General features: G+C 56.0%; 21 protein-coding genes. 12 read left to right on the forward strand and 9 right to left on the reverse strand.

The features are described from left to right. Positions 1–171: 171 nt before the first annotated feature. The 8 genes from EAW52_RS16290 (at position 172) to EAW52_RS16325 (ending at position 6384) form a co-directional block, all read left to right on the forward strand. Positions 172–1185, forward strand: coding sequence for a LacI family DNA-binding transcriptional regulator (locus tag EAW52_RS16290; protein WP_162997771.1), 1014 nt, complete (start codon positions 172–174; stop codon positions 1183–1185). Positions 1186–1248: 63 nt separating this feature from the next. After that, positions 1249–2028, forward strand: coding sequence for a sugar phosphate isomerase/epimerase (locus EAW52_RS16295; RefSeq protein WP_010797421.1), 780 nt, complete (start codon positions 1249–1251; stop codon positions 2026–2028). After that, positions 2021–2950 (forward strand): sugar kinase, encoded by a 930-nt coding sequence (locus tag EAW52_RS16300; RefSeq protein WP_019364465.1) that lies wholly within the window; start codon positions 2021–2023, stop codon positions 2948–2950. The genes EAW52_RS16295 and EAW52_RS16300 overlap by 8 nt, the downstream gene beginning before the upstream one ends. Before the next feature lie 49 nt (positions 2951–2999). Next, entirely contained in the window at positions 3000–4304 is a 1305-nt protein-coding gene (locus tag EAW52_RS16305) for an MFS transporter (protein ID WP_122043233.1), read from the forward strand. A 12-nt stretch (positions 4305–4316) separates the two neighbouring features. Beyond that, on the forward strand, positions 4317–5303 hold the full coding sequence (locus tag EAW52_RS16310) for a D-glycerate dehydrogenase (protein ID WP_122043234.1): 987 nt from the start codon (positions 4317–4319) through the stop codon (positions 5301–5303). Positions 5304–5367: 64 nt separating this feature from the next. Then, positions 5368–5580 carry a hypothetical protein gene (locus tag EAW52_RS16315; RefSeq protein WP_010797417.1) on the forward strand — a complete coding sequence of 71 codons (213 nt, stop codon included), beginning with the start codon at positions 5368–5370 and terminating at the stop codon, positions 5578–5580. Positions 5581–5818: 238 nt separating this feature from the next. Continuing rightward, entirely contained in the window at positions 5819–6055 is a 237-nt protein-coding gene (locus EAW52_RS16320; RefSeq protein WP_010797416.1) for a DUF2171 domain-containing protein, read from the forward strand. Positions 6056–6186: 131 nt separating this feature from the next. Beyond that, the gene (locus EAW52_RS16325; protein ID WP_010797415.1) at positions 6187–6384 is read left to right on the forward strand and encodes a hypothetical protein; all 198 of its coding nucleotides are present in this window, start codon (positions 6187–6189) and stop codon (positions 6382–6384) included. 12 nt (positions 6385–6396) lie between these two features. On the opposite strand, the gene EAW52_RS16330 is transcribed toward EAW52_RS16325, so the two are convergent. Further along, on the reverse strand, positions 6397–6768 hold the full coding sequence (locus EAW52_RS16330; RefSeq protein ID WP_010797414.1) for a YkgJ family cysteine cluster protein: 372 nt from the start codon (positions 6766–6768) through the stop codon (positions 6397–6399). A gap of 273 nt (positions 6769–7041) precedes the next feature. Between EAW52_RS16330 and mutS the strand changes: the two genes are divergently transcribed. Further along, the gene (gene mutS / locus EAW52_RS16335; protein WP_162997653.1) at positions 7042–9606 is read left to right on the forward strand and encodes a DNA mismatch repair protein MutS; all 2565 of its coding nucleotides are present in this window, start codon (positions 7042–7044) and stop codon (positions 9604–9606) included. A gap of 69 nt (positions 9607–9675) precedes the next feature. Further along, positions 9676–9999 (forward strand): ferredoxin FdxA, encoded by a 324-nt coding sequence (gene fdxA, locus EAW52_RS16340; protein ID WP_010797412.1) that lies wholly within the window; start codon positions 9676–9678, stop codon positions 9997–9999. A gap of 253 nt (positions 10000–10252) precedes the next feature. Here fdxA and rpoS read toward each other — a convergent pair whose 3' ends face one another. The 8 genes from rpoS to EAW52_RS16380 all read right to left on the reverse strand — a co-directional run bounded on the left by rpoS (position 10253) and on the right by EAW52_RS16380 (position 17393). Beyond that, positions 10253–11257, reverse strand: a complete 1005-nt coding sequence (rpoS, locus tag EAW52_RS16345; protein WP_010797411.1) for an RNA polymerase sigma factor RpoS — start codon at positions 11255–11257, stop codon at positions 10253–10255. Between the two features lie 105 nt (positions 11258–11362). After that, on the reverse strand, positions 11363–12184 hold the full coding sequence (locus EAW52_RS16350; protein WP_083603041.1) for a peptidoglycan DD-metalloendopeptidase family protein: 822 nt from the start codon (positions 12182–12184) through the stop codon (positions 11363–11365). A 160-nt stretch (positions 12185–12344) separates the two neighbouring features. Further along, the gene (locus EAW52_RS16355) at positions 12345–12980 is read right to left on the reverse strand and encodes a protein-L-isoaspartate(D-aspartate) O-methyltransferase (protein ID WP_162997772.1); all 636 of its coding nucleotides are present in this window, start codon (positions 12978–12980) and stop codon (positions 12345–12347) included. A 38-nt stretch (positions 12981–13018) separates the two neighbouring features. Then, on the reverse strand, positions 13019–13768 hold the full coding sequence (surE, locus tag EAW52_RS16360; RefSeq protein ID WP_122043236.1) for a 5'/3'-nucleotidase SurE: 750 nt from the start codon (positions 13766–13768) through the stop codon (positions 13019–13021). Further along, the gene (gene truD / locus EAW52_RS16365) at positions 13756–14814 is read right to left on the reverse strand and encodes a tRNA pseudouridine(13) synthase TruD (protein ID WP_122043237.1); all 1059 of its coding nucleotides are present in this window, start codon (positions 14812–14814) and stop codon (positions 13756–13758) included. Before truD ends, surE begins: the two co-directional genes overlap by 13 nt. Continuing rightward, on the reverse strand, positions 14811–15284 hold the full coding sequence (gene ispF, locus EAW52_RS16370) for a 2-C-methyl-D-erythritol 2,4-cyclodiphosphate synthase (protein WP_010797404.1): 474 nt from the start codon (positions 15282–15284) through the stop codon (positions 14811–14813). Before ispF ends, truD begins: the two co-directional genes overlap by 4 nt. A gap of 84 nt (positions 15285–15368) precedes the next feature. Next, a complete protein-coding gene (gene fghA / locus EAW52_RS16375; protein ID WP_122043238.1) occupies positions 15369–16220 on the reverse strand; it encodes an S-formylglutathione hydrolase in 852 nt (283 codons plus the stop codon). Between the two features lie 60 nt (positions 16221–16280). Next, positions 16281–17393 carry an S-(hydroxymethyl)glutathione dehydrogenase/class III alcohol dehydrogenase gene (locus EAW52_RS16380; protein ID WP_019364454.1) on the reverse strand — a complete coding sequence of 371 codons (1113 nt, stop codon included), beginning with the start codon at positions 17391–17393 and terminating at the stop codon, positions 16281–16283. Between the two features lie 104 nt (positions 17394–17497). Here EAW52_RS16380 and EAW52_RS16385 point away from each other — a divergent pair, with 104 nt between their 5' ends. Both EAW52_RS16385 and EAW52_RS16390 read left to right on the forward strand, forming a co-directional pair. Continuing rightward, entirely contained in the window at positions 17498–18382 is an 885-nt protein-coding gene (locus EAW52_RS16385; protein WP_122043239.1) for a LysR substrate-binding domain-containing protein, read from the forward strand. A 298-nt stretch (positions 18383–18680) separates the two neighbouring features. Beyond that, positions 18681–19847, forward strand: coding sequence for a hypothetical protein (locus EAW52_RS16390; RefSeq protein WP_122043240.1), 1167 nt, complete (start codon positions 18681–18683; stop codon positions 19845–19847). Positions 19848–19851: the final 4 nt, after the last annotated feature.

The raw sequence follows: 19851 nt of genomic DNA on the forward strand, positions 1-19851 counted from the left end.
AGGTTATGAGCTTTCTATATGAGGACTGCCGCTCGTCGGTTCAAGCCAGGCGTACTCTTGCCAAGCCAAAGGACAAATGGTTTTCTGAAACCGGTTTCAAAGCCTGTCGTTCCATAGACAAGAACTCCACAATATTAGGGAGCAGGCCCATTGGATATACCTCTTCAAAGCATGCGTCCGCCGCGTGCCACTATCAATCAGGTCGCTCAGGAAGCAGGCGTTTCCAAGGCGAGCGTTTCTCGCTACATCAGCGGGGACAGGCAGCTCCTATCAGATGCGCTGGCGTTGCGCATCGAGCGGGCGATCGAAAAGCTTGGCTTTCAGCCTAATCAAATGGCGCGAGGTCTCAAGCGCGGTCGCAGCCGGCTTATCGGTATGCTGGTAGCCGACATGCTCAATCCCTATTCCGTTGCCGTCATGCATGGCGTCGAGACGGCCTGCCGTCGGCATGGCTATTCTCTCATCGTATGTAACACTGATCGAGATGACCTCCAAGAAGAGCGCCACCTGAATGCGCTTCAGTCCTATAACGTGGAAGGCTTGATCGTCAACACGCTGGGTCACCATCCTCGAGAGCTTCAGCAACTGCATCGAGAACTGCCCATGGTATTGCTTGATCGCAAGCTGGATGGTCTGGATGCTGATCTCGTTGGGCTGGACAACACACAGGCCATTCGGTTGGGTCTTGAGCATTTGCTTGAGCGCGGCTACCGCGACCTGCTCATGGTAACCGAAGATCTGGACGGAACCAGTTCACGAGAAGAGCGCGCCCGAACCTTTATTCACTACCTGTCACCCCGCGCGGGTGTGCGAGGGCGCGTCAGCTCCTCCGCCGGCTTCAGCGCAGCGCTACTTGAGCAGCTCGCGCATTTTCTCTCCGATACCAATCATGGCCCCAAAGCCATCATGGCCGCGAACGGCATTGCCGCGCTCGCTGTGACAAAAGGTCTCAGGGAATTAGGTTACAGAACGTTTGAATCGGTTGGACTAATCGCCCTGGACGATCTTGACTGGTATCCATTGGTAGGCGACGGCATTACCGCCATTGCTCAACCAACCCATGCGCTGGGCGTAGCCGCATTGGAGTATCTGCTAGAACGCCTGCGAGGCGATGTGTCGAGCTCACGGACGCTGGCATTACCGGCCGAACTGGTGGTACGCGGCTCTACCTCGGCGCGACGTTAAAACAACAATGTGGGGGCGGCACACTGTGCTCGACCTTCAATGAAACCGGTTTCAGGAGGCGTTATGAAACCTGATGTCGTAGTGACTACTTCTGCCTTTGGTGCTGATGCCGTACGCGCTCGCGGTCAGGAAAATTTCCTTCCGCTGATAGCAGGAGCCGGCGCCAGTACCGTCGAGATACGTGACGAACTGTTCGATGACATGCGACCTGAGCTATCCGCCCTGGGTAACAGCATAGCTGCACAGGGACTGGAATGCGTCTACTCGGTACCCATCGAGCTATGGTCACAAGGCGAGCATCAACCCACCCGTGAGTTACAGCCTGCGATGGTACGCGCCGCCCGCCTTGGAGCGCATACGCTCAAGATCTCCCTTGGCCACTTCACACCTTACTGTGACATGGAAGCATTGGGTCACATGCTGGACGCCAGCTCAGTGCGCCTGCTGATTGAAAATGACCAGACTCCGCAAGGGGGTCGACTCAAGGCCTTACAAACGTTTTTTGATGTTGTGCAGCGAATGAAACTGCCTATCGGCATGACCTTCGATGTCGGCAACTGGCACTGGCAGAACGAGCAACCAGAAACGGCCGCACAATTACTAGGGTGCTACGTGGAGTACATCCACTGCAAGGCTGTTCGCGAGCGCAACGGCCGTCTTCATGCGATGCCCCCTGAAGCCGAGGATCTGAAACGCTGGGCGCGGCTATTTACTCATTTCAAGACAGGACTGCCACGCGCCATCGAATTTCCCCTGCAGGGCGACGTGGTTCGCGAGACCCAGCGTCATGTCGAGGCATTGGGCCGTCTTGGTACCACTCAGCAGGAGATGCACCATGCCTGATTACGACGTGCTGGCCTTTGGCGAGACGATGACAATGTTCGTGGCTGAAGAGCCCGGTGACCTGGCCGACGTCGAGCACTTCGGCAAGCGTATCGCCGGGGCTGACAGCAATGTCGCCATTGGCCTGACCCGTCTGGGTTTGAAAGTAAGATGGTTGTCACGGGTAGGCGATGACTCCCTGGGCCGTTTCATTCGTGCAACGCTTGAACGCGAGGGGGTCGATTGCAGCCGGGTTGCCATCGACCCCAAGCACACTACGGGCTTTCAGTTCAAATCGCGGGAAATTGATGGCCGTGATCCTATCGTGGAGTACTTTCGCAAGGGGTCAGCTGCCAGTCACCTATCGATAGAGCATGACTTCGATGACGCCCTACTGGATGTTCGCCATGTACATGCGACGGGTATTCCACCCGCGCTCTCAGATTCGCTTCGCGAACTGGCCTACCACTTGATGAACAGTGCCCGTCAGAAGGGCCGTAGTGTGTCCTTTGATCCCAACCTGCGTCCCTCCCTCTGGCCTAGCGAAGCCCGCATGCGTGAGGAGATCAACCGCCTCGCCAGCCTGGCCCACTGGGTACTGCCGGGCTTGGCCGAAGGCAGGTTACTTACCGGCTATGACACTCCCGAAGATATTGCTGCCTTCTATCTGGACCAGGGCGCCCAGGTGGTTGCCATCAAGTTGGGACCGGAGGGTTCCTACTACCGCACCCATGAAAATGAGGGTCACGTTCCTGGCTATCCGGTGGAGAACGTCGTCGATACCGTCGGCGCTGGCGATGGCTTCGCAACCGGTTTTGTCAGTGCCTGCCTCGAGGGCCTGGATGTTTCCGCTGCCGTGGCCCGGGGTAACTGGATCGGCGCCAAGGCCGTACAGGTTATCGGAGATATGGAAGGTCTGCCCTACCGCCACGAGCTGCCATAACACTTGGACACCCCATGGACAACAACAATAAGCCCACAGGTATATCGTCATGAATGCAACCTCCTCCATTGCCACCCGCCGCTGGTGGTACATCATGCCCATCGTGTTCATCACCTACAGCCTGGCCTATCTGGACCGGGCCAACTATGGATTCGCGGCCGCCTCCGGCATGGCTGATGACCTGGCCATTACCCCAGCCATGTCGTCGCTGCTGGGTGCCCTATTCTTTCTTGGCTATTTCTTCTTTCAGGTGCCTGGCGCGATATACGCTGAAAAGCGCAGCGTAAAAAAGCTGATCTTCTGGAGCCTGATCCTGTGGGGCGGCTGTGCCACATTGACCGGCGTAATTCCAAACGTACAAGCCCTGATTGCGATTCGCTTCCTCTTGGGCGTGGTTGAGGCAGCGGTCATGCCAGCCATGCTGGTTTATCTCTGTCACTGGTTTACCCGTGCGGAGCGCTCCCGGGCCAATACCTTTTTGATCCTGGGTAATCCCGCAACCATTCTCTGGATGTCGGTCGTCTCGGGCTACTTGGTGCATACCCTCAACTGGCGTTGGATGTTTATCATCGAGGGCTTTCCCGCCATTATCTGGGCCTTTATCTGGTGGCGCCTGGCCGATGACCGTCCCGCACAAGCCAAATGGCTGAGCACTCAGGAAAAGCAGGACCTCGAGAGCGCGCTTCAGGCTGAACAGGTGGGTATGAAACCCGTCAAGAATTACCGGGAGGCCTTTCGCTCGCCCAAAGTCATTCTGCTGTCTGCCCAGTATTTCTGCTGGAGTATTGGCGTATATGGTTTCGTGATCTGGCTACCCTCCATCCTAAAACAGGCCGCTCAGCTGGATATTGTCGAGGCTGGCTGGCTATCCGCTCTGCCTTATCTGATGGCGGTCCTTGCCATGCTGGCGGTCTCCTGGATGTCCGACAAAACCCTCAACCGCAAAAGCTTTGTGTGGCCTCCCCTGCTAATCGCTTCCCTCGCTTTTGCAGGGTCGTTCATGCTGGGCACTCAGCATTTCTGGTGGTCCTACACCTTGCTGGTTATCGCAGGTGCCTGCATGTACGCGCCTTACGGTCCGTTCTTCGCCATCGTGCCCGAGATCCTGCCCAGCAACGTGGCGGGTGGAGCTATGGCGCTTATCAACAGCATGGGAGCACTGGGTTCCTTTGTTGGCTCCTACATCGTGGGTTATCTGAACGGTGTTACCGGTACCCCTGCTGCGTCCTATGTCTTCATGGGCAGTGCACTTCTCGTCTCTGCCGTGCTGACCATGCTTCTGCGTTCCGCTCCTACTGCCAGCCAGGAAACAGCCAAGAACGCACAGCCGATGCGTACGGTCACCTCTCACTGAACAGGACTGCTCATGAAAAAGCGTGTCATTGCCTACAAGAAACTCTCACCTGCGCTGACTGCCCGCCTACAGGAAGCAGCTGAGCTGATCTATGTCGACGTAACCGGTACGCATGGTCTGGCACCGCTGGAAGACGCCTTGCCAGACGCGCACGGCCTGATTGGTTCCAGCGTCAAACTCAACGCTGAACTGCTGGACAAGGCACCTCACCTGGAAGCCATTGCTAGCGTATCGGTAGGCTACGACAACTATGACCTCGATTACCTTACCCGCCGCGGCATTCTCTTGTGCAACACCCCGGATGTACTGACGGAAACTGTCGCTGATACAGCTTTCGCCTTGATCCTGTCGACCGCCAGACGTGTGGTTGAGCTTGCGAACTATGTCAAGGCGGGAGACTGGCAGGCCAGCCTGGGGGAACCCCTCTTCGGCAGTGATGTTCATGGCAAGACGCTGGGAATAGTGGGAATGGGCCGGATCGGATCGGCGATTGCCCGTCGCGGTCACTTCGGCTTTGGCATGCCTATCCTCTACAACAGCCATTCACCCAAGTCGGATATCGAACGGGAGTTCGCCGCACAGTACCGCTCTCTGGACCAACTGCTGAGCGAGGCGGACTTTATTTGTGTCACCGTACCGCTAAGCTCCGAAACAACGCGCCTCATCGGGGCGCGGGAGTTGGCGTTATTAAAACCGGAAAGCTTTTTCATCAATATCTCCCGTGGCAAGGTGGTTGATGAAAAGGCCCTGATCGACGCGCTTCAAAAGCAGCAGCTCAAGGGTGCCGGTCTGGATGTCTTCGAAAAGGAGCCGCTTCCAGCAGATTCCCCTCTGCTGAGCCTGCCCAATGTGGTCGCTACACCCCATATCGGTTCAGCAACCCATGGCACGCGCGAAGGCATGGCACGCTGCGCGGTCGACAATCTGCTGGCTGCCCTGTCAGGTAAGCGCCCGCCTGATCTGGTCAATCGGGAGGCGTGGGAACGACGTAGCCAGTAAATAAAGGTGAATCCACCTCGCGAGCGGCTGTCCAATATCTGTCGATTACATGAGGGAAACCACCATGGCTGCAAATAAAGAAGAAATTGCCGAACTGCTCCAGCAAGCCCGTATGCAGGCTGGCAAAGCGGCCGATCAAGATCAGCCTGCTTATTACCGTGATGCCTTCGAGGCACTTGCCCAGGCGATTGAAAAGCTGGCAGAGGCTGCAGGCGAGTCCCACCATGACAAAGTGGTTCGCGCCGTTGAAGAGTTTCAGGGAGATGAAGGGATCTGAATACCTTGTCAGAACCTTCAAACGCCCGGATGATCCGGGCGTTTCTACATTCGAAACGCACCTTTCATCACGCAACCGTCATCCTACTTTCACAGCATGGCAACCTCTGCGACCTCTCGTCGCACCCATGAAACATAGCGAAGCCTCTCCCTGTCGGACCTTGAGTAGGCACCTTGAATGGGCCTAAGCGAGTTGCTTGAGGGCAACTCACCCTTTCACGTCCCAACAGGAGAATGAAATGGTTGATGTAAACAGCATTAAAGAGCACGCTGAAATTGTAGGGTCCGATGGCCAGCACGTTGGCACAGTCGATCACCTGGAAGGCACTGATCGTATCAAGCTGACCAAGCAGGATCAGGATGCCAATGGCCAGCACCACTATATTCCGCTGTCCTGGGTGAAGTCTGTCGAAGGCGGCAAGATTCAACTGGTCAAGACGCGTGACGAAGCAGAGCGCTCCTGGCAGGCAGCCTGACCGGGTCATTACCGGTATGAGCGATTGCCGCTCATACCGGCCCCTCGATATTTCTTCCCAAACATGATGATAGGCCGCCTCTAGAGCGGCGAATGGCATACACTTCGGACCGCCACCGACGGACGATCATCATGAATCACAACACCACCCTTGTTTTCATCATTCTGTTTTCAGCCATGCTTATCACAGGCTTCGCCAGAAATCAGCATCCTGTCGGCTTGGCCCTGCTGTGGGCAGGCACATTGGGCATGCTGGGCCTGATCATCGCCATCATTACCCGCGCCCTTTCCATTTGTAGCCCCCTTGAAGCTTTTTTCCGCCTCTGTTGAAACGCCCAGCTATCAGGCCACACGCTCAGGCGACTGATGAGGCTGCAACGGTGGCGTCAATGGAGGCAGCCCGTAGGCCGCACGCGCAGCATCGCACCGCTCGTTATGCTCACCATTGATCCATGAGGCTTCGAACTCACGGCAAGGGCTCGGTCGGCTTTCATACATAGTGCAACGCGTACCGCAGCCTACGTCGCCCAGTAGGCTGACGCAGCGTGCAGGTTTGGTATCAGTACCTACCATCGCAACGTGGTGAGGAGTAACTCCCACCGTCAACTCATCCGGCACTAGACCACCGGCGGACCGGCATTCACCCCAGTAGAACGACACACGAAAAAACGCGCAGCAGGCACCGCAGTTAAGGCAAGGATTATCGGTCGACATGTTTGGCAGAACACCAGAAAAAACCGGACGAATGCCGGCGAGAGAAGCGTCATTTTATTCACGGCAAAGCCGTTGTGAAGGGGGTTGAGAGAAAATTTAGTGTCCCCTCGACGATAGGCTGATAGCGCCTTTACCCATCAATCACCCGCTTCCGGCTACCGCTTGGGTTTAGCGCCTCAACAGCCTCCTACCCAGTGCTTTTTATCCGACGATACCGACAAATCCGGTAGAATTACCGACCCTGTAAAACGACCCCGCGAGTGAATGACCTGTATGGAAAGCCTTTCCAACCATACGCCGATGATGCAGCAATACTTGAAGATCAAGCATCAGCACCCTGAGCAGCTGCTCTTCTATCGCATGGGTGATTTTTACGAGCTTTTTTATGATGATGCCAAAAAGGCGTCCAAGCTGCTCGACATCACACTGACTGCCCGTGGCGCATCGGCAGGCAAGCCTATCCCCATGGCGGGCATCCCCTTTCACTCAGCCGAAGGGTATCTGGCCAAACTGGTCAAACTGGGTGAGTCCGTAGTCATCTGCGAGCAGATCGGCGATCCGGCTACCAGCAAAGGCCCCGTGGAACGTCAGGTCGTCAGGATTCTTACGCCTGGCACAGTCAGTGATGAAGCCCTGCTGGATGAGCGACGCGATAACCTCCTCGCCGCCATTCTAGGCGATCACAAACTGTTCGGTCTTGCGGTCCTGGACATCACCAGTGGACGCTTTGTTGTTCAGGAACTATCCGGCTGGGAGCCGCTCATGGCCGAGATCGAGCGACTCAACCCGGCCGAGCTGCTTATTCCTGATGACTGGCCACAGGGTCTACCTATCGAAAAGCGCCGAGGACTTCGCCGTAGGGCACCCTGGGACTTCGACTGCGACACGGCCGTCAAGAGTTTGTGCCAGCAATTCGGTACGCAGGACCTCAAAGGCTTTGGCTGTGACAAGCTCAAACTGGGCATCGGTGCGGCTGGTAGCCTGCTGGCCTATGCCAAAGAGACGCAGCGTACTGCGCTTCATCACCTGCGCAGCCTGCATCACGAGCGCCTGGACGACACGGTCATTCTGGATGGCGCTAGCCGCCGCAACCTGGAACTGGATACCAATCTCTCCGGCGGCCGTGAGAATACACTGCAATCGGTGGTAGATCGTTGCCAAACGGCCATGGGTAGCCGCCTTCTGACTCGCTGGCTCAACCGCCCCCTGCGCAACCGCAGCGTCATCCAGGCGCGCCAAGACGCCATTACCTGCCTGTTGGAGCAATACCGCTTCGAACAGCTGCAACCTCAACTGAAAGAGATCGGCGACATAGAGCGTATTCTTGCCCGAATCGGACTGCGTACGGCTCGCCCGCGGGATTTGGCCCGTCTGCGCGACGCGCTCTCGGCGCTCCCCGAATTACAGCGCGGCATGCAGGATCTGGTAGCGCCTCATCTCAACGACTTGGCCAAAAGCATCCAGACCTATCCCGAACTGGCGGATACGCTTTCTCGCGCTGTTGTCGACACTCCGCCAGCAGTCATCCGCGATGGCGGCGTCATCAAGCGCGGCTACGATGCCGAGCTGGACGAGCTACAGACCTTGAGCGAGAACGCCGGGCAGTTTCTGATGGATCTCGAAGCTCGGGAAAAAGCTCGCACCGGCCTTTCCGGCTTGAAAGTTGGCTACAACCGCGTCCATGGTTACTTCATTGAGTTACCCCGGATGCAGGCTGAGCAGGCACCAGCTGACTACATTCGCCGACAGACGCTCAAAGGGGCCGAGCGCTTCATTACGCCTGAATTGAAAGCGTTCGAAGACAAGGCCTTGTCAGCCCAGAGCCGTGCACTGGCCCGTGAAAAGGTCCTGTATGAAGCCTTGATCGATAGCCTCATCGAACAGCTTGCCCCCCTCCAAGACACCGCGGCGGCCTTGGCCGAGCTTGATGTACTGAGCAACCTAGCCGAACGTGCACTGAACCTCGACCTCAATCGACCGAGTTTTGTCGATGAACCCTGCCTGGAAATATCACAGGGCCGTCACCCCGTTGTGGAGCAGGTGCTGGATACACCATTTGTAGCCAACGACCTGAACCTGAATAACGATACGCGGATGCTGATCATTACCGGCCCGAACATGGGCGGTAAATCCACCTATATGCGTCAGACCGCCCTGATTGTTCTCCTGGCACATATCGGTAGCTTCGTACCGGCAGCGGCGTGCCGCCTGTCCCTGGTAGACCGCATCTTTACCCGAATTGGCTCAAGTGATGACCTGGCAGGCGGGCGCTCGACCTTTATGGTCGAAATGAGTGAAACCGCCAACATCCTGCACAATGCCAGCGAGCATAGCCTGGTCCTTATGGATGAAGTCGGGCGAGGTACCAGTACCTTCGACGGCCTGTCATTGGCCTGGGCCGCGGCCGAACAGCTGGCCAAGCTGCGTGCCTACACTCTGTTCGCAACACACTACTTCGAGCTTACGGTTCTGCCAGACAACGAGCCAGTAGTAGCCAACGTGCATCTCAACGCCACTGAGCACAACGACCGGATTGTCTTCCTGCACCATGTTCTGCCCGGCCCGGCCAGCCAGAGCTACGGCCTTGCGGTCGCTCAACTGGCAGGCGTACCTAGTCAGGTCATCCAGCGGGCCCGTGAGCATCTGGCGCATCTGGAAAAGACCAGTCTGTCCCACGAAGCCCCGAAAACGATCAGCCAGGCACCTCAACCCATGCAGGCCGATCTGTTTGCAGCGGCTACACATCCGCTGTTGGAGGAGATGGAAAAACTGAATCCCGACGAGCTGACGCCACTTAAAGCGCTGCAGCTTATCTATGAATGGAAAAAGCGTATCTGACAACCCGATGACGGAGATTGGCCTAATACTGCTAAAATCCCGCGCCTAGCCGCCTGAGGAGTTCTAATAATGACTTTTGTTGTCACCGACAACTGCATCAAATGCAAATATACCGACTGTGTAGAAGTATGCCCGGTGGACTGCTTTTACGAAGGCCCCAACTTTCTGGTCATTCATCCAGATGAGTGTATCGACTGCGCCCTATGCGAGCCGGAATGCCCTGCACAGGCTATCTTCTCTGAAGATGAGGTACCGGAAAACCAGCAGGAATTCATAGAGTTGAACCGTGATCTCTGTGAAGTCTGGCCGAACATCACCGAAAAGAAAGAAGCGCTGGCCGATGCGGAAGAGTGGGACGGCAAGCCTAACAAGTTGCAGTACCTGGAGCGCTGATCAGGGCTTGAACCCAGCTGTTCAGGCGCTGCATTTGTTGCACGCATCTAAAAGGGCGAGTTAACTCGCCCTTTGTCTTTGTTTATTCATCTGCCGAACCACGTTGCAACCCGCTTTCTTTCTCCGCTGCCTAGAGCATTAGAGAACCTCCCGTGACTCACCTCTGCCACCTCGTTATCACGTTGCCGATGGCTTTCGCGCGTTTATAAAAAAAGCCCAACTCAACGTCGGGCTTTAGTGCCAATTAGAAGGCTTATTGAAACAACGAGTCGCTCGACAAGCCGTTACGCTCAAAAATCTCGCGCAACCGCTTTAGGGCCTCGACCTGTATCTGCCGTACCCGCTCGCGGGTCAGGTTGATCTCCTGTCCTACTTCTTCAAGCGTACAGCTTTCATGCCCGCGCAAGCCAAAACGCCGGACAACCACCTCACGCTGCTTGTCCGTCAACTCCGACAGCCATTGGTCAATGCTCTGGCTGAGGTCGTCATCCTGCAATAGTTCGCACGGATCGCTTGGCCTATCGTCGGTAAGCGTATCGAGAAGCGTCTTGTCTGAATCAGGCCCCAAAGACACATCAACAGAGCTGATCCGCTCATTAAGTCCCATCATCCGCTTCACCTCTTCCACTGGCTTTTCCAGCAGACAGGCGATCTCTTCCGGCGACGGCTCATGATCAAGCTTTTGCGCCAGCTCACGGGCAGCCCGCAAATACAGATTAAGCTCCTTGACCACATGAATGGGCAGACGAATCGTCCTCGTCTGGTTCATGATGGCACGCTCGATGGTCTGTCGGATCCACCAGGTCGCGTAGGTTGAGAAGCGGAAGCCACGCTCAGGATCGAATTTTTCTACCGCGCGAATCAGCCCCAGGTTGCCTTCCTCGATCAGATCGAGCAGGGACAGCCCCCGATTCACATAACGGCGAGCAATCTTCACCACAAGACGAAGGTTGCTCTCAATCATACGGCAGCGGCCAGCGGGATCTCCCTTTTGCGCTAATCGCGCAAAATGAACCTCTTCCTCAGGAGAAAGCAGTGGAGAGAAACCGATTTCATTGAGATACAACTGAGTCGCATCAAGCGCCCGGTTGTAATCGATATGCTTGGTTTGCTTGGACGTACGTGATTGAAGTGCTTTAGGCGCATCACCCAGTAGCTGTGATGCATCAAATGACCCTTCTTCGAATGAGACGGAAGTTTCCAGCAGGAGCACTTCGTCACTCATGTCAAACTCGGGTTCTTTTTTATTAAGCGCCATGATCAATGTCCCTTGCTTGAGTTCGACAACAAGCCCGGGCGTGATCAATCCCCCTGATTACGCCTGAACCCGTCCCCCTAGCGCTGGAACGGGTCAGACAACGAGTCAACGATTTGGCAAATATTGCAGAGGATCTACGGGTTTACCCTGCCGGCGAATCTCAAAATGCAGCTTCACCCGGTCGGTTCCTGTAGAACCCATCTCGGCGATTGTTTGCCCGACCTTGACCTGTTGCCCCTCCCGAACCAGAAGCCTGCGATTATGACCGTACGCACTGACGTAGGTTTCGTTGTGCTTGATGATGATCAGCTCACCGTAACCCCTTAACCCATTGCCTGCATACACGACGGTTCCACCAGAAGCCGCCAGAACAGGCTGTCCCAAATCTCCGGCTATATCAATGCCTTTATTCAAACTGCCGTTCGAGGAGTACCGGGAAATCAGTGTGCCCTTAGTGGGCCAGGCCCAGCCTGCAGAAGTCTTGGCAACCTCGACAGTTGGTGTAGTCGCCGGAGGCGCCGTTACCGGCGGAGGCGCAGCTGGAACGCTCTGCGCTACGGGTGGAGAGGCGGGTGCAGGCGTAGCCACAGGCGTGTTCGTACTAGCCGGAGCGGTGGAAACAGGCGCAGACGACACGGTTTGTACGGGTCTTCGAGAGGTAGTTGCGACCGTACTGGAGCTGCTGCCGCCAAAGTTGATTTTTTGGCCAACATGGATGACATACGGTGGAGAAATACCGTTATGAGCAGCAAGGCTTCGCCAATCCCATCCATTACGGGAGGCTATAGCGTAGAGGGTATCCCCCCGCCGAACGGTATATTGTCCTTTTGTAACACGGTATGTATTTGCCGAACCACCGGAGCGATCAACGACCTGCACGCCTCGGGATGAGGAGCTGGAGCATCCTGACAAGACGAGACTTAGCATCAGAGCCACTACCAAGCTGATCCCACTACCGTTGCGAATCCCTCGCAGCCGGGCCTTAAGAAGCCTCACTCCTTCCCCCTTAGAAAGCTTGTACGTCAACGCAAGCCGAATTGGCCGCTGTATTGACCATTGCCAATGCTATCGTTCCCTGACGAAGGGGTCAGGCCAACGGTCCATTCAGAAGTGGAACAAAGCGCACAGAATCGAGCACTTGACGTGAAAAACCTTCTTCCTGGCGTTCGATCAACAATAATTGCTGCTCTTCGCCCTCACCTACCGGAATCACGAGACGTCCACCCGGTGCCAGCTGATCCAGCAAGGCTTGAGGCACTTCACGAGCCGCCGCTGTTACGATGATGCCGTTATAGGGAGCCAGGGCTGGCCAGCCCCCCCACCCATCTCCCCAGCGAAATACGACGTTGCGCACATTAAGTTCGACCAGGCGCTCTTTGGCTCGGTCCTGCAGCGACTGAATACGCTCAACAGAGAACACACGCTCAACCAGTTGGGCCAGCACCGCAGTCTGGTAGCCGGATCCCGTACCGATCTCCATGACCTTATCCAGCGGACCGGCTGCCAGCAGCAGCTCGGTCATGCGAGCCACCATGTACGGTTGAGAAATGGTCTGGTTATGACCAATGGGCAGTGCCGTATCTTCGTAAGCGCGGTGCGCCAGGGCTTCGTCGACAAACAGATGACGGGGCGTGCGGCGAATCACTTCCAGCACCTGCGCATTGGACAGGCCTTCCTCATAAAGCCTTTGAATGAGCCGTTCGCGAGTCCGCTGCGAAGTCATGCCGATCCCATGACGCTGCATATGCTCTTGCCCCTGATTCATCGAAACATCTCCTCTAGAACAGCCAGCCCGGCAAACCCTTCATGGAAGGTCCGATCCAACTGTAGCGGCGTAATCGATACGTAACCTTGCATCACCGCATGAAAATCCGTGTCCGGGCCACTGTCTTCAGCATCACCCGCGACTGCGATCCAGTACCCTTCCTTACCCCTGGGATTAACGTCCCTGACCGGAGGCTTGGCACGTGCACGATGGCCCAACCGGGTCAGCCGAACCCCTTTAATGTGCTCAAGCGGCAAGTTGGGTATGTTGACATTCAGCACCGTACGCGGCGGTAGATCGAACTGCGTATGAGCTTCGACCAGCTGCCGGGCGATTTGCGCGGCCGCCGAAAGATTATCCGGAAGCCGTGACAAGAGCGAGAAGGCAAAAGCCGGACGATCAAGAAAGCGACCTTCCAGCGCCGCTGCCACCGTTCCCGAGTATAGAACGTCATCGCCCAGGTTGGCGCCCAGGTTAATACCTGATACGACCATGTCAGGCGTATGCTCCAGCAGACCATTGATGCCCAGATGCACACAATCGGTAGGCGTACCGTTTATACCGATATAACCATTAGGCAACCGCTGTGGATGCAACGGACGATCCAGCGTCAAGGCGCTGCTGATTCCACTCATATCCGTCAATGGCGCTACCACGGTGCACTCGGCATAGTCGTCCAGCGCCGCATGCAAGGCAGCAATGCCGGGTGAAAGAACGCCGTCATCGTTGGCAATCAAAAGTCGCATGGAGTATCCGTCTGTCCTGCCGTGGCCAGCGAGACGAGCTCACGCACTACAACGGTAGCAAAGCAGCCAGCCGGCAAGACGAAATCAAGTTGCAGAATGTCAGGCTCGGGATAATGCCATGACAAACCGTTAATAGGGAGGCGAAGAATGCGCCGTTCATGCCGAAGCCCCGCATCAGCAAGCCAGGCGGGCAATCCGGCCGCATCGGCGGCTACACCCTGTTCTTCCTGTTGGACTGCGCCACCGGCAGGTGAGTCACCTTCTCCCCAGAGCGGGCCGGTAGGGTGAAGGTCAAGGGCCGCCAGCCGGGGGTCGGAGCACTCTGCCTCTCCCGCAGGGAAAAAGCTGCGGCTGTCAGTGAAGGCCAACAGATCGCCAACCCTGGCCACATTCCAGCTTCCGGCGGCAACACGTTGCGCCAATACCTGATTGAACAGGTAGCTACGCGCTGCGGACAGTATGCGGGAACGGCGATTACGCTGTTCGGGCAGCGTGCCCTGCTGTGCGAAATGCTGCGCCTCGTCCAGGTTGCCACCCTCGTACCCGAAGCGTTGCAGTCCGAAGTAGTTCGGTACGCCTTCAGCGGCTATCTTGCTCAGCCGCTCCTCCAGCTTATCTCTGTCAGCCGCCAGCTCGGTCAGCCTGAGCGTGAATCCATTGGCTGCGTGAGCGCCGCGCTGAAGCTTACGGCGGTGCCTGGCCCGCTTCAGGATGCGCAGGGCATCGCCTTCAGCAGCGCTGAGCTCAGGGTTGGTCTTTCCTGGAAGATGCAGGCTGAACCATTGACGCGTGAGCGCCTGTCGATCCTTGAGCCCTGCATAACTGATGGCCCGTAGTGGAACACCAGCCGCGCGCGCCAAACGACGTGCAGCCTCCTCTGTGTTGAGGCCTCGCTTCTCGACCCAAAGCCAGAGATGTTCACCCTCGCCTTCCAAGGGAATATCGAGCACCTCGTTCACCTGAAAGTCTTCGGCAGTCGCCTTCAATACAGCGGTACCACAGGCCGGTCCATGAGCCGTCGGGCCTAGCAGTTCGATTTCAGTCATACCGGAAGCAACAACGCTACTGCATGCACGGCAATGCCTTCCTCACGCCCGACAAATCCCAAGCGTTCTGTGGTGGTTGCCTTTACATTGACCTGATCAAGCTCAACCTGCAGATCTTCCGCAATCACACGACGCATGGCATCGATGTGAGGGGCCATCTTGGGAGCCTGAGCGATAATCGTGGCGTCGACGTTACCAACCTTGAAGCCCTTTTGCTGGACCAGACCCAACACATGACGTAGCAATGCTCGGCTATCGGCACCCTTGAACTGCGGATCGGTATCTGGGAAGTGCTTACCGATATCGCCCAATGCAACCGCTCCCAGCAGGGCATCTGCCAAGGCATGCAGAACGACGTCGCCATCCGAGTGAGCAACCAGTCCAGAAGTGTGGGGAATTTGTACACCGCCCAGCGTGATGAAGTTACCTTCACCGAAACGATGGACATCATAGCCGTGGCCAATTCGCATAAATAAAAACGCCCTGAAGGATCAGGGCGTCAATTCTACCGGGGTAATCCGTAAACGTCGCCGTTACCGAACACGCAAGTTCGATCAATCGATCAGCGCGCGGGCATGATGACCCAAATGATCCTCGATAAAGGTGGCAACGAAATAGTAACTATGGTCATAACCTGGCTGCAGACGCAGGGTCAAGGGATGACCGACACGGGTAGCTACCTGCTCCAATGCCTCTGGTTTGAGCTGCTCGGAAAGAAAGCTGTCCTGCTCCCCTTGATCCACAAGAACAGGTAGTCGCTCCTGCGCCTTTTCCATTAATGCACAGGCATCCCACTCAGCCCAGGTGGAACGGTCTTCACCTAGGTAATTAGAAAACGCCTTTTGCCCCCAAGGACAATTCATCGGATTTACGATAGGTGAAAAAGCCGAAACCGAACGATAGAAACCGGGATTACGCAAGGCGCAGACCAAAGCACCATGGCCTCCCATCGAGTGACCGCTTACCCCACGCTTCTCCGACACCGGGAAGTTTGCCTCGATGACAGCGGGCAGCTCCCTCACAACATAATCATGCATCCGATAGTGTTTGGCCCAGGGCTCGCGAGTAGCATTTAGATAAAAGCCCGCTCCCAGTCCAAAGTCCCAGGCACCTTCAGCATCATCGGGCACGTCCGGACCACGAGGGCTGGTATCCGGTGCTACGAGTACCAGTCCTAACTCAGCAGCTACTCGATGCGCGCCAGCCTTCTGCATAAAGTTCTCATCGGTGCAGGTCAATCCTGACAACCAGTACAGGGCTGGCAGCTGTGTTTTCTGCTCGGCTTGAGGAGGCAGATAGACAGCAAAGGTCATCTCACAGCCCAGAACCGTCGACCGATGCTTGTAGCGCTTGTGCCAGCCGCCAAAAGACTTCTGGCATGAGACCAATTCCAGCGTATTGCTCATGGATAGCTCCTTATGGGCATAGACAGGCCCGACGTTGCAAGACGCCGGACCCATGCATGATCAATAGTGGATAACCGTACGAATGCTCTTACCTTCATGCATCAGATCAAAGGCATCGTTGATCTTGTCCAGCCCCATGGTGTGGGTAATAAAGGTATCCAGAGGAATTTCGCCCTTCTGGGCCTTATCGACGTAGCCCGGTAGCTCGGTGCGACCTTTGACGCCTCCGAACGCACTGCCCCGCCATACACGCCCCGTAACCAGCTGGAACGGACGTGTACTAATTTCCTGACCAGCGCCAGCGACACCAATAATGACCGACTCACCCCATCCCTTGTGGCAGCATTCCAGTGCAGCACGCATAAGCTTCACGTTACCCACACACTCGAACGAGTAATCCACGCCGCCATCCGTCAGCTCGACTATCACTTCCTGGATAGGCTTGTCGTAGTCGTTGGGGTTGACGAAATCCGTAGCCCCGAGCTGCTTGGCAATTTCAGCCTTGGTAGGGTTGATGTCGATGGCGATGATACGTCCCGCCTTGGCCATGGTCGCACCGATTACCGCTGACAGGCCAATACCACCCAAACCAAAGATGGCTACCGTAGCGCCCTCTTCCACCTTGGCAGTGTTCAGTACTGCACCGATCCCAGTAGTAACACCACAGCCGAGCAGGCAGACTTTTTCCAGAGGCGCTTCCTTGGGAATCTTGGCCAGCGAGATTTCCGGCAATACCGTGTACTCAGAGAACGTGGAAGTCCCCATATAGTGATAGATCGGCTGGCCTTTATAAGAGAAACGGGACGTGCCGTCCGGCATGAGCCCCTTGCCCTGGGTAGCACGAATGGCTTGGCACAGGTTGGTCTTGCCGGACAGGCAAAACTTGCACTTGCCACATTCCGGGGTATACAGCGGAATGACATGATCACCTACGGCAACGGACGTCACTCCTGGACCAACCGCCTCGACGATACCGCCGCCCTCATGCCCAAGGATCGCAGGAAAAATACCTTCCGGATCAGCGCCGGACAGTGTGTAGGCATCGGTATGGCAGACACCTGTCGCCACGATACGAACCAGCACCTCGCCCTCTTTAGGCGGGGCAACATCTACTTCAACGATTTCAAGGGGCTTGTTAGCCTCAAAAGCAACAGCAGCGCGTGATTTAATCATGGAGATCGTCATCCATCTGGTGATACGGTACGTCTAGTGTATGAGCTTTGATTCAGTTAATAATCCAACGTACTGCAAAATATTATTGCCATACAGGGATAATCATGAGCGCCTGGGAAGGCTTGGATGAGTTCGTTGCGGTTGCTGAAGCAGGTCATTTCAGCTTGGCCGCCGAACGGCTTGGTGTTTCCTCATCCCATGTCAGCCGACAAATCGCCCGACTGGAAGAACGTCTGCAGACACGCCTGTTCTATCGGAGCACGCGCAGTGTCGTGCTGACCGAAGCCGGACAGACCTTTCTTCAGCATTGCCAACGCCTGCAGGATGCCCGCGAGGAAGCACTTCGGGCCGTCAGTGATCTGTCCAGCGAGCCCAAGGGATTGCTGCGCATGACATGTGCAGTGACCTACGGGGAGCGTTTTATCATCCCCCTGGTAAACAGCTTCATGGCACTGCACCCGCAATTACGTCTGGAAATAGAGCTTTCCAACCGCACGCTGGACCTGGTGCAGGAAGGATTCGATCTGGCAATCCGCCTGGGTCGGCTAAATGACTCTCAACTTATAGCAACCAAGCTTGCGCCTCGCATCATGTACCTTTGCGCTGCGCCACGCTATCTCGAGCGCTTCGGCGCTCCACATGCCCTGTCAGAACTGGCACGGCATAACTGTCTGATCGGTAATAGCGATGTTTGGACCTTTCAGGAAGATGGACGGGAAATCCCCATCAAGGTTGCAGGAAACTGGCGCTGCAACAGCGGCCAGGCCGTTCTGGATGCGGCACTAAGAGGCTTTGGTCTGTGCCAGCTGCCGGATTACTACGTAGCTCCTCACCTGACACGAGGGGAGCTGGTCTCCCTGCTGGAAAACCGGCAACCGCCCAACACAGGCGTATGGGCGCTGTATCCACAGCGGCGCCACTTGTCCCCAAAGGTCAGGCAACTGGTGGACTACCTCAAAAGCAATCTGGTCACCTATTTTCAGAGCTGACGCGAGAGTTGCCAGCGGAGACGCCATACGTCCAACGGTTGGAACCCGCCGTTGCCGGGCTCGTCGTACCTATATGGAACATGAAAGGGTCATGCTCCAAACAGTCGAATCCCAGAGGTCAGAACGGCACCGCATTCTTGAGCATTCTGCATCGATACTTTCAAAGCGATGTGAAACCGAAAGCGGATACGTTCTGCCTTGCCGGATTCAGCGAGGAGCCGGCTCTGCCTGGTCGATACCAGGTGCCACGCTCATTCGTAGTTGACGAACCCTCCATAACCATAGCGAGGAAGCCGCCATGTACGGACCCATCACCAAAGCAACATTGGCTGAACTAATGGAAAAGCATGAGCCGCCATGCCTATCGATTTACATGCCTACCCATCGAAGCTTTCCAGAGCGCACACAGGACCCGATCCGCTTCAAGAATCTAGTCCGCGACCTGAGAGCCTCTCTGGAACAGCAATTCCCCGACGTTCCCAGCGATACGCTACTCAAGCCATTCGATGAATTGGTTGATAACCGCGACTTCTGGAATCACACCCGTGATGGTGTCGCCGTCTTTGGTGGAAAAGACTATTTCATGGTTTATCCGCTGCAGCGCAAGGTGCCCGAAGTGGCCCTCGTCAATTCTCAGCATTATTTGAAGCCCATTCTTCGTATTGCTCAGTCAGCAGATCGTTACCAGATTCTGTGCTTGTCTCGTAATCAGGTACGCCTCTTTGAAGGCAACCGGGACGTATTGGATGAAGTTGAGCTGGCGCCTGAAGTACCCCGCAATCAAGATGAGGCATTAGGTTCAGAACTAACGCCCAAGGATCAGATTGGTAACACCAACGGCTTTGGTGGAGCGAGCGAGCGTGGCGACCCCATGATTCACGGCTCTGGTGGAAGTGGTAAGCAAGAGCAGATCGATATCGACTGTGAGCGCTTTTTTAGAGCTGTCGACCGAGCCATTACTGAACATCACTCCAAACCTTCCGGACTGCCCCTTATTTTGGCTGCGCTCCCGGAAAATCAGACCGTTTTCCGTCATGTCAGTCACAACCAGCAGCTTTTGGAAAAAGGTATTTCTATCGGCCAGGGTGCCTTGGATACAGAAATGCTGCGCCAGGAAAGCTGGAAGCTCATGGAGCCTATGTACTTGAAGCGCCTGAATGGCATTCTTGACCAATACGGCGAATCCCGTGGCCAAGGCTTGGCCTCCGATCAACTGGAAGAAATTGGAAAAGCTACTGCTGAAAGCCGTGTAGCCATGCTGCTGGTAGAGGCTGATCGCCAAATACCTGGGCTGCTTGATCGGGAAAGTGGCGAGTTGCATCCCTCCAAACCCGCTGGAGCTGAAACAGCTGATGTGCTGGATGAGCTGATCACCTACGTCATGGAACATGGCGGCGATGTGGTCGTCGTACCCCGTGAGCGTATGCCGTCCAAGACGGGGGCAGCGGCAGTGTATCGCTTCTAAAGGG

It is taken from the genome of Pseudomonas sp. LTJR-52 (assembly GCF_003691465.1).
GTDB classification, from domain to species: domain Bacteria; phylum Pseudomonadota; class Gammaproteobacteria; order Pseudomonadales; family Pseudomonadaceae; genus Chryseomonas; species Chryseomonas luteola.